The sequence below is a fragment of the Cryobacterium sp. TMT1-62 genome, assembly GCF_004403145.1.
GTDB lineage: Bacteria > Actinomycetota > Actinomycetes > Actinomycetales > Microbacteriaceae > Cryobacterium > Cryobacterium sandaracinum.
In genome coordinates, this window is sequence record NZ_SOGZ01000034.1 from 130,646 (window position 1) to 143,256 (window position 12,611).

Sequence of the window (12,611 nt, forward strand, 5' to 3'; positions counted from 1 at the left end):
GTGGCACCCACACCGAAGACGAAGGAACAGACGCTCAGCTGGCTGCGAACGATATCCGGGGAGCTTTCCACGGCGACGCTGAAGCGTCTCGAGGACACGCTGCCCTGGTACGGCGATATGCCGCCCGGGCGGCGTTCCGCCGTGGGCCTGGTCGCCCAGGCCGGGATCACGTCGTTCATCTCGTGGTTTGACGACCCGCGGTCCACCCCCTGGATCGCGGCCGACGTTTTCGGTGCCGCTCCGCGAGAACTGCTGCGCTCAATCAGCCTGCAGCAGACCCTGCAGCTCATCCGCGTCACCGTCGAGGTGGTGGAGGAGCGGGTCAAAGACGGCGGGGAAATCCTGCGGGAGGCCATCCTGCTGTACTCCCGCGAGATCGCCTTCGGCGCGGCGGATGTCTATGCCCGGGCAGCCGAGGCACGCGGCCTCTGGGATGTCCGCCTCGAGGCCCTGGTCGTCGACTCGATCCTGAGCGGCGAGTACGACGACGAACTGCCCAGCCGGATCGCGGCCCTCGGCTGGCACGGGCACGGCGAGGTCTGCGTGCTCGTGGGCACGACACCCAAGATGCTCGACGTCGACCAGCTGCGTCGCTCGGCCCGCCACATGGCCGCCGACGTTCTGATCGGGGTGCAGGGCAACCGGCTCGTCCTGGTCATCGGCCGGGCCCACCCGTCGCCGACCGAGACGGATGACGCGATCGGCACGGCCTCCGCCCTCAGCTTCATGGAGATCGCGGTGCAGCTCGAGCCGAGCTTCGGCGCCGGCCACCTGGTGCTCGGCCACGAGGTGCCGAATCTGGTCGACGCGTCCAAGAGCGCTAAGGCCGCCTTGGCCGGCTTCGCCGTGGCGCGCTCCTGGCGCAACGCCCCACGCCCTGTACAGGCGGACGATCTGCTCCCCGAGCGGGCGCTGGCCGGCGATCCGCTTGCCCGCGCCACGCTGATCCACCGGATCTACCGCCCGCTGCAGGCGCATTCGACCGAGCTGCTCACCACACTCTGGTGCTACCTGGACAACGGTCGCTCCCTGGAAGCCACCGCCCGGGAACTGTTCGTACACCCGAACACCGTGCGCTACCGCCTGAAGCGGGTGTCAGAGGTCATCGGCTACGACGCCACGGGCGCCCGTGAGGCCCTCATCCTGCAGGCCGCCCTGATCATCGGGTCGATCAGCGACCACGACGGCTCAACACGCCGGCGTTAATCGCGGCGTCAGAGGTGCCGAACTAACGAGATTCGACAAACACTCCGCGAATAGTTGGTGGATCTCCGACATGCCCGCAACAAACGAGGTTGGGAGACTGGATTAATGATTGTTGTCGTCTGCCCCGGTCAGGGCTCACAAACCCCCGGCTTCCTCGAGCCCTGGCTTCGGAACCCCACTTTCGCCGCCGGCCTGGACGAGATCTCCGCGGCCTGCGGAATTGATCTGATGCGCCACGGCACCGTGAGCGACGCCGACACCATTCGGGACACCCGAATCGCCCAGCCACTGATCGTGGCCGCCGGACTCCTCACGTTGAACGCACTCCTCGCCGACGGCCGGCGGGAGCGCATCACCGGTATCGCCGGTCACTCGGTGGGCGAGATCACCGCCGCAGCCGGCGCCGGCATCCTCAGCGCGGTGGACGCCGTGCGTTTCGTGCGCGAGCGCGGCACCGCCATGGCCGAGGCCGCGGCGCTGGAGCCCTCCGGCATGAGCGCCGTGCTGGGCGGCGATGAGACCGAACTCCTGGCCCGCCTCGACGAACTCGACCTCGCCCCGGCCAACTTCAACGGTGGCGGACAGATCGTCGTCGCCGGCTCACTCGCGGCTCTGGCCGCTCTCGGCAAGAACCCCAATCCGCGCACCCGGGTGATTCCGCTGCAGGTGGCTGGTGCATTCCACACGCGGTATATGCACCCGGCGGTGAAGCACCTCACCCGTGTCTCCGCGCTGCTCGCGCCCGCCGATCCCACGCTTTCGATCTGGACGAACCGGGACGGCAGCGCGGTGTCCAACGGTGTCCGGTTCGTGGAGTTGCTGGTTGATCAGGTGTCCTCGCCGGTACGGTGGGATATGTGCATGCGTTCGTTCGCGGATGCCGGCGTGACCGGAATCATTGAGGTCGCACCGGCCGGGGCTCTTGTCGGCCTCGCCAAACGTGCCCTCAAGGGCGTGCCCAGCGTAGCGATCAGGACGCCGGACGACCTGCCCGCTGCGTTCGACCTGATCGACCAGCAGAACCTAGTCTGACCGAAAGAGAATATGTCCAAGCCAACACTCCAGCAATCGCACGGTCCCCGGTACACCCGGATTCTCTCGATCGGCGCCGCCCGCGGGGACCTGGTCGTGCCCAACGACGACCTGGTCGGTCCGATCGATTCGTCTGATGAATGGATCCAACAGCGCACCGGCATCATCACCCGCACAAGAGCGAGCCAGGACATCCAGGCCGTCGACCTCGCGACGGATGCCGCCCGCGAAGCCATAGAGAGGTCCGGCATCCAGCCACACCTGATCGACGCCGTCATCGTGGCCACGATCAGCAACGGCCGGCAGACACCGTCCATTGCCGCCGTGGTCGCCGATCGGGTCGGCGCCAACCCCGCCGCCGCCTACGACGTCAACGCCGCCTGCGCCGGATACACCTACGCCGTGGCGCAAGCCGATTCCCTGATCCGCACGGGCACCGCCCACTACGCGCTCGTCATCGGCGCCGAGAAGCTATCCGACCTCGTCGACCCCACGGACCGCAGCATCTCGTTCCTCCTCGGCGACGGCGCCGGCGCCGTCGTCATCGGCCCGAGCGACTTCCCGGGGATCGCACCCACCGTGTGGGGATCCGACGGGTCCAAGGCCGATGCCATCACCATGAATCACACCCTGCAGGAATACCGACGCGGAGAATCCGAATGGCCCACCCTGCGCCAGGAAGGCCAAACGGTTTTCCGCTGGGCCGTCTGGAACATGGCGAAGGTGGCTAAGGAGGCTCTCCAGGTCGCGGGAATCGAGAGCGACCAGCTCGCCGCTTTCATCCCGCACCAGGCCAATATGCGCATCATCGACGAGTTCGCCAAGCAACTGAAGCTTCCCGACTCGGTCGTCATCGCCCGCGATGTCGCCACCACCGGGAACACCTCGTCGGCGTCGATCCCGCTGGCCACCCACCGTCTCCTGGAAGAGCACCCCGAGCTCAGCGGTGGCCTCGCCCTCCAGATCGGCTTTGGAGCAGGACTGGTGTTCGGCGCGCAGGTCGTCGTGCTTCCCTAGATTTCACTCAACTCCCCTCTAAACTGAATCTCGGTCATACGAGACACCCCCAAGGAGAAATAACATGGCATTGTCCACCGAAGAAGTTCTTGCCGGCCTGGCCGAACTCATCAACGACGAGACTGGCATCGCGACCGACACAGTTGAGATGGGGAAGTCATTCACCGATGATCTGGACATCGATTCCATCTCGATGATGACCATCGTCGTCAACGCGGAAGAAAAGTTCGACGTCAAGATCCCCGACGAAGAGGTCAAGAACCTCAAGACCGTCGGCAACGCTGTCGACTTCATCGTCAAGGCTCAGGTCTAGTCCACAAATGAACAGGCCGGTCGGCATCTGCCGACCGGCCTGATCTGTGGGTGATGCCCACGTTTGCACGCCTCACGGAGAGTTAACGTTATGACCAAAAAAATCGTTATCACCGGCATCGGTGCGACTTCCCCTCTCGGCGGCACGGCCGCCGACAGCTGGTCGGCCCTGCTCGCCGGTGAATCGGGGACGAGCACGCTAGACCACGAATGGGTGGCCCGGACTCAGCTCCCCGTGACCTTCGCCGCCCAGGCCAGGGTTCCATCCGTCGACGTTCTGGCCCGCCACGAGACGAAGCGTCTCGACCCCTCCAGCCAGTTCGCGTTGATTGCCGGGCGTGAAGCCTGGGCGGATGCCGGCTCCCCCGAAGCAGACCCCGAACGGCTGGCCGTCGACTGGGCGACCGGAATCGGTGGAGTCTGGACCCTTCTCGACGCGTGGGACACCCTCCGCGAACGCGGTCCGCGCCGCGTGCTGCCGATGACCGTGCCCATGCTCATGCCGAACGGCCCGGGAGCGGCCATCGGAATGGACCTTCACGCCCGGGCCGGAATCACCACAGTTGTGTCCGCGTGCGCCTCGAGCACCGAGTCTCTCGTGAACGCCTACAACCGCCTACAGGCCGGGCTCGCCGACATCGTCATCGCCGGTGGCTCCGAGGCCGCAATTCACCCGCTTCCGATCGCATCCTTCGCTGCCATGCAGGCCTTGTCCAAGCGCAACGACGACCCGGCCACGGCGTCGCGCCCCTACGACATCACCCGGGACGGCTTCGTTCTCGGTGAGGGTGCCGCGGCGCTCGTCGTCGAGACGGAAGAACACGCCAAGGCCCGCGGCGCGCGCATCTACGCCGAGCTCCTTGGTGGTGCCGTGACCAGTGACGCGTACCACATCACCGCTCCAGACCCCGATGGCACGGCTGCGGCCCGCGCGATGATCACCGCGATCAGGAATGCCGACGCGAGCCTGGCGGATGTCTCGCACATCAACGCGCACGCGACCAGCACTCCGGTCGGGGACATCGCCGAGTACAACGCACTGCGCTGCGTGTTCGGCGACCTGCTCGACGGAATCCCGGTGTCGGCGACCAAGGCTTCCACCGGTCACCTCCTCGGTGGTGCCGGGGCGATTGAGGCCCTGTTCACGGTTCTCGCTCTGGCCAAGCGCATGGCCCCGCCGACCATCAACCTGCTGAACCAGGATCCAAGCATCCCGCTCGACGTGGTGACCATGCCGCGCACGTTGCCTTCCGGCGATCTGCTGGCCATCAGCAACTCGTTCGGTTTCGGCGGTCACAACGCCGTCGTGGCGTTCCGGTCGGTCTAGCTCCACCCGGCGGAAAACCTGCCTGCACCGGGATGGCCCCGACCGGCACCGGTCGGGGCCATCCCGTGTTCGGGAGCGACCTTGCGCTGCACGTCAGCCCACCTGGTGCAACCACACGACCGAGTTGAAATCGCCGGCGTGCCGGAACGGTTCGAGCTCGTCGTCCCAGGCCTGCCCGAGCGTAATGCGGAGCTGCCGGTGGAGCTCCAGCGCGTTTGCCCCGGCCAGGTCCATGGCGTGGCGCAGCCGGTCCTCCGGGATAACGACGTTACCGGCCGTGTCGGTCTGGGCGAAGAAGATGCCCAGGTCGGGGGTGTGCAGCCAGCGCGCCCCATCGGCGCCGAAACCGGCGTCCTCGGTGACCTCAAAGCGAAGGTGGTCCCACCCGCGGAGCGCCGACGCGAGCCGCGCCCCCGTACCGCAGGCGCCCTCCCACTGGTACTCGGCCCGCTGCGCTCCGCGGAGCACGGGCTGCTCAGACCAGTCGAAACTGACGGGCACGCCCAGGGCGCGACCCACCGCCCACTCCACATGGGGACTCAGAGCGCGAGGCGAGGAATGCACGTAAATGTAGCCGCGCGCAGTCGCTTCCTGCCGAGCGTGTGTAGCCACCATCGTTTCTCCCGTTCTGTGAGATGCGTCTTCCCCAACGACCTCTGAACGAAACAATGCGGCGTGCTGTGAACTTATCGAGAACTTGAACCTATGACCAACGGTCGACGCACCGCGCAGGCGCTGCATCCATGAATTATGCCTCAGCGACCCCTGCGATCACAAGACTCGAGCCGGGACCGGATCTCCGTTCGCTATACTCAGTATGGTCATACCTTGGCCACCGGAGGTCCCATGTCTGTTCGCAGCTGCCTGCTGGCGATCCTCACGATCGGTCCGGCCTATGGCTTCCAGCTTCATGGCGAGCTGGAGTCTCGAACGGCCGGTCGGCGGGCGGTCAACGTCGGGCAGATCTACGGCACTCTTGAGCGGCTGGTTAAACAGGCGGCCGTTGAATCGGCCGGCAGCACCGCAGACGGCCTACCGCTGTACCGAATCACCGCGCTCGGCCAGGCCGAGGCGCTCCACTGGCTGGCCGATACCGAGAGCGCTCCCGGCAACGAGTGGAGCGACCTGGTCGACCGGGTCCTGATCGCCATCTCCCTCCCTGATCCTCAGGTGCTGGGCATCGATGCGCGCGGCATCGTTGCCCGGTACCGCCGGCGGTGGCAGTCAACTACCGAGACTGCGACCATGGACGCCGCGGCCACGGGCGCGGAGCGCTTGGCGGGCGCCGCCCGGGCCGCGCTGTCCTCCGCTGCGCTGGACTGGCTTCGGGACGTCGACGCGCTGCTCGAGGACGGCCACGCCGCGGGTTTTCGGCACGGTCTGAACGACGTGCGGCCGAAGCGCGGACGACGACCGGCATCCGTCGCCTGACTTGGGCGACACGCACCGTCGGAGCTGCCGTCGCCTCTGCGGTGGTTGCACCTACTTCGCCTGCGCGTAGCTGTCGACCGTCGCAACGGTGAGCAGGAAATCGACCGGGAAATCGCCGAACAAGTGCCGGCCGGCGGTATCCGCCGCGCGCCGGATGATCTCCTCGACGGTATCTGCCAGCGCGGCGGGCGTGTGCACCATGACCTCGTCGTGCAGGAAGAAAACCAGGTGCGGGGCCCGGTCGAATTCCGACCCGGAGGCACCCTGGGCCCACTGGGAACCCTGGGCACCCTGGGGCAGCATTCGCAGTTCCCGGCGCACCTCCGCCATCCAGCATAGCGCCCATTCCGCGGCGCTGCCCTGAACGATGAAATTGCGGGTGAAGCGGCCCCAGTCTCGCGCCTGACTACGGGCCCGGCGCTCGTCGGCATCCGTCGCCCCGGGGTCGTAGGCCTTGGCCTGGGTGGCCAGCCAGCGTTCCCCGGGCCGCGGGGAGGAACGCCCAAGCCGTGTCGTCACGCTCTCGCCGCGTTCCCCGGCGCGTGCGGCCGTTTCGGTGAGGGCCAGTGCCCTCGGAAAGGCCTTCGCGAGCCGGGGCAGGAGGCGCCCGCTCTCCCCGCTGGTGGCGCCGTACATGGCCCCGAGCATGGCCACCTTGGCGTGGTCGCGGGTCTCCACGACGCCCCCGGCGACGATCCCGGCGTACAAGTCCGTTCCTCGGCCGGCCTGGGCCATGGCCGTGTCGGCCGATAGGGCGGCGAGGATACGCGGCTCGAGCTGCGCGGCGTCCGCGACCACGAGCTTCCAGCCCGCATCGGCGACGACTGCGCCGCGCACCTGTTTGGGCAGCTGCAGGGCTCCCCCGCCCCGAGTGGCCCAGCGGCCCGTCACCACCCCGCCGGGGATGTACTCGGGATGGAACCGGCCGTCGACGATCCAGGTGTCCATCCAATACCAGCCGTTCGCGCTGAGCAGCCGGGCCAGCTTCTTGTATTCGAGCAGCGGATCGATCACAGGGTGGGTGAGCTCCTTGAGCTCCCAGGCGCGGGTGGACGTCACCTTCAGGCCGACCTTCTGCAGTGCCCGCATCAGATCGGGCTGGGAGTCGGGGTTGAGACCGGGTTCGCCAACAGCGTCACGGATGCGCCGAGCGAGGTTTTCGAGGCGTTCGGGCCGGATGCCCGGGGCGACGCGGGGGCCGAGTTCGCGGGTCAGCAGAGCGTCGTGCACGTCGGTGCGCCACGGCAGGCCGGCGAACTGCATCTCGGCGGCGATCAGCGCCCCGGCCGATTCCGCGGCGAGCAGCAGGCGGAGGCGGCCGGGCTCCGCAGAGGCGCGGACCGCGTCGAGCTGGCGCCGGTATTCCGCCTGCGTACCGAACCCGGCGGCCGCGCTGCCGGCGTCGCGGCCGGTCACGCCGTCGGCGGCGGTCTCGGTGTCGCTGCCGGCGGCGCTGTCACCGTCGCTGTCGAACAGGTCGAAGAGTGTCACCCCGGATGCGGACGCGGCCGGTTCGAAGGCCACCGCCCGATCCCAGCGGCTCGGCTCCGCCCGGGCCAGCGCGCTTGCCTGGGTCAGCGACGACTGGCGCAGGATCGCGTGGCACAGGCGCAAGTCGTGGGCGCGGTGCACCCTGATTCCGGCCGCCAGGAGCAGCGGGTAGATGCGGGCCGTGTCCTCCCACACCCAACGGGGCCGGTCTCGCTCCTGACCGAGCACATAGCCGGGGAATTCGTGTGAAGGCAAACGGAGTGCTGGCCCCGCGACGTTGCCCTCGGCGTCGAGCGACAGCACGAGGATCTCCCCGTTTCCCGTTCGACTCGCCAGAAGGTGCACCTGCCCATTCTGCCGGTTCGGGACCGTGCCGGCGGGAAAAGCATCCGTCATATGACCGTCAGTTCGTCCGGCCGTCTGTCGTTGGAGTGGCGTCGGCCTCAGCCCACGCCTCCTGCAGCAGGGCGACGGTCTCGTTGTCTGAGAGTTGGTGGAAGTCGGTGTAGAAGGGCCCGATTGCCCACAACTCCTGCGGGGCGTGCAGCACGACGATGACATCCGCATACTGCCGCATCTCCCCGAGCAGCTCGGCGGGTGCGACCGGGACCGCGAGCACCGTGAGTGCGGCGCCCTGCCCTTTCAGGGCCGCGAGGGCTGCCTTGGCCGTGGCTCCCGTCGCGAGGCCGTCGTCCACGACGACGGCGACACGGCCCCGCGGACTGATCTGCGGGCGGTCATTGAGGTAGAGGGTGCGACGTCGTGCGATTTCGGCCAGCTCGCGACGGCGGGCCCGGGCCAAACCCATCGAGTCGCCCCCGGTGGCGGCGAACACGTCCTCATTGACGATCGCCTGCGGACTAGCACCGTCGACGACCGCCCCCATCGCGACCTCCGGATAGCCCGGGGCCCCGATCTTGCGCACCAGGATGAGGTCCAGCGGGGCATGCAGGCGCCGAGCGACCTCGATCGCCACAGGCACACCGCCCCGCGGGAGGGCGTAGACCACCGGGTCGTGCGCCTCAAGCTCAGTCAGTCGTTCGATCAGTGGTTCGGCCAGCAGTCGGCCGGCCTCGCTCCGATTCGTGAACATGAGGCTCCCACCCGGCGAATACCTCCTGCGGGTCCGCCTCGTCCGATTCTGCCGCCGACCCTCGGCTTTGTCGAGGGCCGCCCGGGGCTCAGGCGCGGCGACCCGATTCGAGCTGACGGGCACACATGCCACTTCGGTGGTCCCGGGCACTGGACGCGTCCGGGGACCGAGGGCAGACTCGGTTCAACCAGAACAATCACGGCACCATCGAACGGAACCTGGATCAGCTGTGTATCGACGACTCACCACCCTGATTGCCGCGACCGGGCTCACGGCCGGGATCGCTCTCCTGCTGACGCTCGGCACCGTGATGCCGAGTGCGACGCGCGTCTCCGCCGACGAGTGCCCGGGCGAAACCGTGCCGATCGTCGATGTCGACGGGGAGTCACAGTGTGTGGCCCTGACCGAGGGTGAAACCACCCCCGGACCGACACCGACACCGCCGCCCCCTCCCACTCTCACTCCGACCAAGTTCCCCTCGCCAGCACCTGAGGAACCCGCCACCACTCCCCCGGCAGAGCCGGCCCCCTCGGCCGGGCCACAGTCCACGCCGGCTGTCGTTCCACCGTCGGCGACGGCGGCGGCACCGTCGGAAGCCCCACCTGCCAAGAACGTAGATCCAGCCCCGACCTCTGCTCCCGTTCCAGGCGAGCGCGCAGGAACGACCAACGAGCCGGAGAACACCAGCACGCCGACTCCGGCGATGATGCCCACGGAGCCGCCCGCGAACGCCGACATCACCGGCGTGATCGTGCCCGGCAACGGGCCCCGGCTGCTCTGGGGCGTCGCCGTCGGGGCATCCGCATCGGGGTTGCTGGCCGCGCTCGTCGCCTTCTACCTGGTGTCGGTGCGACCGTTCTTCATCGCACGCAGACGGCCGGGAGCAGTCGGCTGACTCGCACAGGTTTCTTTGGCGCCGACCGGGTCAGCCTGATGTCGATGACGAACGCCTACCGCGGCCGGGGCACCGTGCGGTACGCCGGCCTGGCCCTGAGCCTGTTGGGCGAGATGATCGACGCGATCGCCAAACAGCCATGGCGCATCGTCGCGCGCGCCTTCCGCCGCGCCGTCGACCGGAGGCCGAGCTGGCCGCCGACGTGCGGCGGTCGGATCAGTGTGACCTGCTGGTCGACCTGACCGCCAAACTCGACCGGCTCCCCCGGTATTTCTCCGTGCACCCCGGCAGGGTCATCCTCGCCGATGCGTCACTGCTGGATGGCACCCCGGTGCAGGGGTCCGGCATGGGGAGGTGATGCCCGACTGTCTCCGTCACCCGGGAGAATCTGTGGGACCTGCGTGAGGTCGCTCGCCAGAGTCAGCGGAGTGCGGGGGCCCCGGCTCGCGCACCGCGCACGACGATCGATGCAGGGGCCCGCCTCAACGCACACTGAGCCTTCCACTCGTTCGACTGTGGAGCAGCCAGGAGCATGACCCTCCACCTCGACCTGCGGCTCACCCCCAAATCCGTTGCCCCGGTCGGGTCAGGTCAGGTCAGGTCAGGTGCGGTCAATACCAGTTGTTGGTCACGGAATGCGCCCAGGCTCCGCACGGGGTGCCGTACCCGGCCTTGATGTAGCCGAGACCCCAGGAGATCTGCGTCGTCGCGTTCGTGGCCCAGTCGGATCCCGCCGTGGCCATCTTGCTCCCGGGCAGGGCCTGAGGGATTCCGGTGGCGCCGCTGGGGTTGTTGGCCGTGTACGACCAGCCGGATTCCTTGTTCCAGAGCTGTACGAGGCAGGAGAACTCGGACTCGCCCCAGCCGGACTTGGAGGCTGCCATCGCCCGGGCCGTCGCCTTCGCCTCGGCGGGCGTGTTGCCGCCGGCGTCGGGCTGGGACTCAGCAGCTGGAGCGGAATCGCGCGACGCATCCGCGGCCGCGGCCCGGGCGTCCGCCTGAGCCTGAGCCTGAACGGCAGCCTCGGCCTGGGCGCGAGCGGCCTCGGCGGCGGCCGCTGCTGCGGCCTCGGCGGCGGCTCGGTCTACCTCGGCCACAGCCGAACGGGCCGTGTCGGCCGCCTCCTGAGTCTGTTCGGTGAGCTCGATGACGGTGTCCGTCTCCAACGACTTGTAGTCCCCGAGCGCGGCGACGGATGACGCCAGTGGGGTCGGATCCACCTTGTTCGCCATGGCCGTGATCACCGTTCCGGCGTCACTGAGGGTGCTCTCCGCCCGGTCATGGGCGGTTTTTGTGGCTATGGCGGAGTAGACGCTGAGCTGCTCGTGATGCAAACCGGTGCTTTCGGAGAGCTCCGTCGTCGCGGCGATGCCGGCAGAACTTACCGCGGACGCCTGTGACACCGCACCGATTCCCATGATCAGGCCGAGGAGACCGAGAGCTGCTCCAGTGCCGACAGCGACGGATCTGGTGCGCGAACGTTTACGTTTGGCGTTCATTTCTCGCCGGGCGGTCAGAGGTGAACGGGGTGAAGCAGAGCGCATGACTTCCAAATGCGATGGGGCCGGGCTACACGATCCTCGGCGCACCGTGATCGGTGGACTCACGGCCAGATGAAGCCGCATGGACGAACCGCCAGCTTGCACTCACTTTCTGGACAGATGCTCAGTTGTAGCTGGCAAAGTCATCCGTACTCGGCCGCTACCGATGCCGGTGCACGTCGATAGGCTCGAGTCAGGACAACTCGTTGTCCGCGTAACGGGGTGGTATGGGTGAACTTCGGCAGATTTGTTTTGAGGGAACTGTAGGTGTGGAGTTCGCAGCCCTAAGCTCTCAGCCTGCCGTCAGGCGCCCCTCGGCTTCGCGACTTCACAGCCTCGCTCAGGCTTTGGGTGCCTCTCGCCGTGGTCGTCGGTACTTCGCTGACCCGTCGTGATGCGCTGCCAGACCTGTCGCGGCATGTCCAGGCCAGAGATTGTGACGGATGCCACGCTCGAGGCGAAATACGGGGTGCACCCGATGCAATAAGTTGCCCGGCTTCGACGCCCATATGCGGGCGGGCACTCGCGGACAGCCGGTGCGTTGATCACGACTTACTGTTGGCCGTCGTTGGTGATCAGGTCTCTGACAGCGAGCATGTCCGGTCGGGACCGGTCGGGACCGGTCGGGCCGCCGCGGTCGGGCCGGGCACGGCATCCGCTTCGAGGCACTCCAAAAGGGCGACAGGGGGCAAGCTCGGTGGAGATCAGCAGCGATCGAGAACACTTGTCGGAGGAGTTCAACAGGGAGGGACATCCAGATCGATCCTCACGAGGACCTTGTCGCTCTCCACGATCGAGCGTTGTGGGCCGCTCATTGCCCGAGTTCGTATCCGATGAGCCAGTGCAGTCCATGACGGTCGATGACTTGGCCATCCGAAGCACCCCAAGGCTTTGGGGCAAGGTAGTCAACGATCTGGCCGTCCATCGCGAGTTTGTCAAACCACTCGTGGAGAATTTCCGGTTCGGCGGCGCCCAGCAATGAGAGCTTGACGCCATCAAGCCGAACACTTTTTTCACCTGCGGCTGCATCGGATCCCATCAATACAACTACGCCCTCGAGCACTCCGTGAGCTATGTTGTGGGGCGGGCCGTCGCTGCGACCGAAATCCTCGTAGGTATGCAGGGTGAGCTCTCCGCTGAAAACATCCGCGTAGAAGCGGAGCGCTTGGTCAAGTCCAAATGTGTGGTGTAACGCGTCTGCCGCGTGATTCTTGGATTTCTAGGCGCTGAGGGCGCCGAGTTCGGTTGCGGGTTCCTCCTTCTCGG

General features: G+C 67.4%; 12 protein-coding genes and 1 pseudogene. 8 read left to right on the forward strand and 5 right to left on the reverse strand.

What is annotated here, in order from left to right; translation table 11 throughout:
* The 5 genes from E3T34_RS10285 to E3T34_RS10305 all read left to right on the forward strand — a co-directional run bounded on the left by E3T34_RS10285 (position 1) and on the right by E3T34_RS10305 (position 4,894).
* A complete protein-coding gene (locus E3T34_RS10285) occupies positions 1 to 1,206 on the forward strand; it encodes a CdaR family transcriptional regulator (RefSeq protein WP_104101895.1) in 1,206 nt (401 codons plus the stop codon).
* Between the two features lie 105 nt (positions 1,207 to 1,311).
* On the forward strand, positions 1,312 to 2,238 hold the full coding sequence (locus tag E3T34_RS10290) for an ACP S-malonyltransferase (RefSeq protein WP_104101893.1): 927 nt from the start codon (positions 1,312 to 1,314) through the stop codon (positions 2,236 to 2,238).
* 12 nt (positions 2,239 to 2,250) lie between these two features.
* Positions 2,251 to 3,255 (forward strand): beta-ketoacyl-ACP synthase III, encoded by a 1,005-nt coding sequence (locus E3T34_RS10295; RefSeq protein WP_104101891.1) that lies wholly within the window; start codon positions 2,251 to 2,253, stop codon positions 3,253 to 3,255.
* Between the two features lie 64 nt (positions 3,256 to 3,319).
* Positions 3,320 to 3,568, forward strand: coding sequence for an acyl carrier protein (locus tag E3T34_RS10300; protein WP_104101888.1), 249 nt, complete (start codon positions 3,320 to 3,322; stop codon positions 3,566 to 3,568).
* 90 nt (positions 3,569 to 3,658) lie between these two features.
* Positions 3,659 to 4,894 (forward strand): beta-ketoacyl synthase, encoded by a 1,236-nt coding sequence (locus tag E3T34_RS10305; protein ID WP_134342919.1) that lies wholly within the window; start codon positions 3,659 to 3,661, stop codon positions 4,892 to 4,894.
* Positions 4,895 to 4,987: 93 nt separating this feature from the next.
* On the opposite strand, the gene E3T34_RS10310 is transcribed toward E3T34_RS10305, so the two are convergent.
* Positions 4,988 to 5,509, reverse strand: a complete 522-nt coding sequence (locus E3T34_RS10310; RefSeq protein ID WP_104101883.1) for a DUF3145 domain-containing protein — start codon at positions 5,507 to 5,509, stop codon at positions 4,988 to 4,990.
* A 231-nt stretch (positions 5,510 to 5,740) separates the two neighbouring features.
* On the opposite strand from E3T34_RS10310, the gene E3T34_RS10315 reads away from it, so the two are divergent.
* The gene (locus E3T34_RS10315) at positions 5,741 to 6,325 is read left to right on the forward strand and encodes a PadR family transcriptional regulator (RefSeq protein WP_134342920.1); all 585 of its coding nucleotides are present in this window, start codon (positions 5,741 to 5,743) and stop codon (positions 6,323 to 6,325) included.
* A gap of 51 nt (positions 6,326 to 6,376) precedes the next feature.
* Here E3T34_RS10315 and E3T34_RS10320 read toward each other — a convergent pair whose 3' ends face one another.
* Both E3T34_RS10320 and E3T34_RS10325 read right to left on the reverse strand, forming a co-directional pair.
* A complete protein-coding gene (locus tag E3T34_RS10320) occupies positions 6,377 to 8,161 on the reverse strand; it encodes a bifunctional 3'-5' exonuclease/DNA polymerase (protein WP_233191458.1) in 1,785 nt (594 codons plus the stop codon).
* 58 nt (positions 8,162 to 8,219) lie between these two features.
* Positions 8,220 to 8,909, reverse strand: a complete 690-nt coding sequence (locus E3T34_RS10325) for a phosphoribosyltransferase (protein WP_134342921.1) — start codon at positions 8,907 to 8,909, stop codon at positions 8,220 to 8,222.
* A 229-nt stretch (positions 8,910 to 9,138) separates the two neighbouring features.
* Between E3T34_RS10325 and E3T34_RS10330 the strand changes: the two genes are divergently transcribed.
* Entirely contained in the window at positions 9,139 to 9,804 is a 666-nt protein-coding gene (locus tag E3T34_RS10330; protein ID WP_134342922.1) for a hypothetical protein, read from the forward strand.
* Positions 9,805 to 9,848: 44 nt separating this feature from the next.
* Complete coding sequence (locus E3T34_RS10335; RefSeq protein WP_134342923.1) at positions 9,849 to 10,046, forward strand: hypothetical protein; 198 nt, start codon at positions 9,849 to 9,851, stop codon at positions 10,044 to 10,046.
* A 369-nt stretch (positions 10,047 to 10,415) separates the two neighbouring features.
* On the opposite strand, the gene E3T34_RS10340 is transcribed toward E3T34_RS10335, so the two are convergent.
* Positions 10,416 to 11,303, reverse strand: coding sequence for a hypothetical protein (locus E3T34_RS10340; protein ID WP_134342924.1), 888 nt, complete (start codon positions 11,301 to 11,303; stop codon positions 10,416 to 10,418).
* Between the two features lie 853 nt (positions 11,304 to 12,156).
* A pseudogene (locus E3T34_RS10345) lies at positions 12,157 to 12,513 on the reverse strand (VOC family protein); the annotation flags it as partial.
* Positions 12,514 to 12,611 lie beyond the last annotated feature (98 nt).

Coding starts and splice junctions, on each gene's coding strand:
- E3T34_RS10290 (WP_104101893.1), top strand. CDS start 1,312: ATGATTGTTGTCGTCTGCCCCGGTCAGGGCTCACAAACCCCCGGCTTC.
- E3T34_RS10295 (WP_104101891.1), top strand. CDS start 2,251: ATGTCCAAGCCAACACTCCAGCAATCGCACGGTCCCCGGTACACCCGG.
- E3T34_RS10300 (WP_104101888.1), top strand. CDS start 3,320: ATGGCATTGTCCACCGAAGAAGTTCTTGCCGGCCTGGCCGAACTCATC.
- E3T34_RS10305 (WP_134342919.1), top strand. CDS start 3,659: ATGACCAAAAAAATCGTTATCACCGGCATCGGTGCGACTTCCCCTCTC.
- E3T34_RS10310 (WP_104101883.1), bottom strand. CDS start 5,509: ATGGTGGCTACACACGCTCGGCAGGAAGCGACTGCGCGCGGCTACATT.
- E3T34_RS10315 (WP_134342920.1), top strand. CDS start 5,741: ATGTCTGTTCGCAGCTGCCTGCTGGCGATCCTCACGATCGGTCCGGCC.
- E3T34_RS10325 (WP_134342921.1), bottom strand. CDS start 8,909: ATGTTCACGAATCGGAGCGAGGCCGGCCGACTGCTGGCCGAACCACTG.
- E3T34_RS10335 (WP_134342923.1), top strand. CDS start 9,849: ATGACGAACGCCTACCGCGGCCGGGGCACCGTGCGGTACGCCGGCCTG.
- E3T34_RS10340 (WP_134342924.1), bottom strand. CDS start 11,303: ATGAACGCCAAACGTAAACGTTCGCGCACCAGATCCGTCGCTGTCGGC.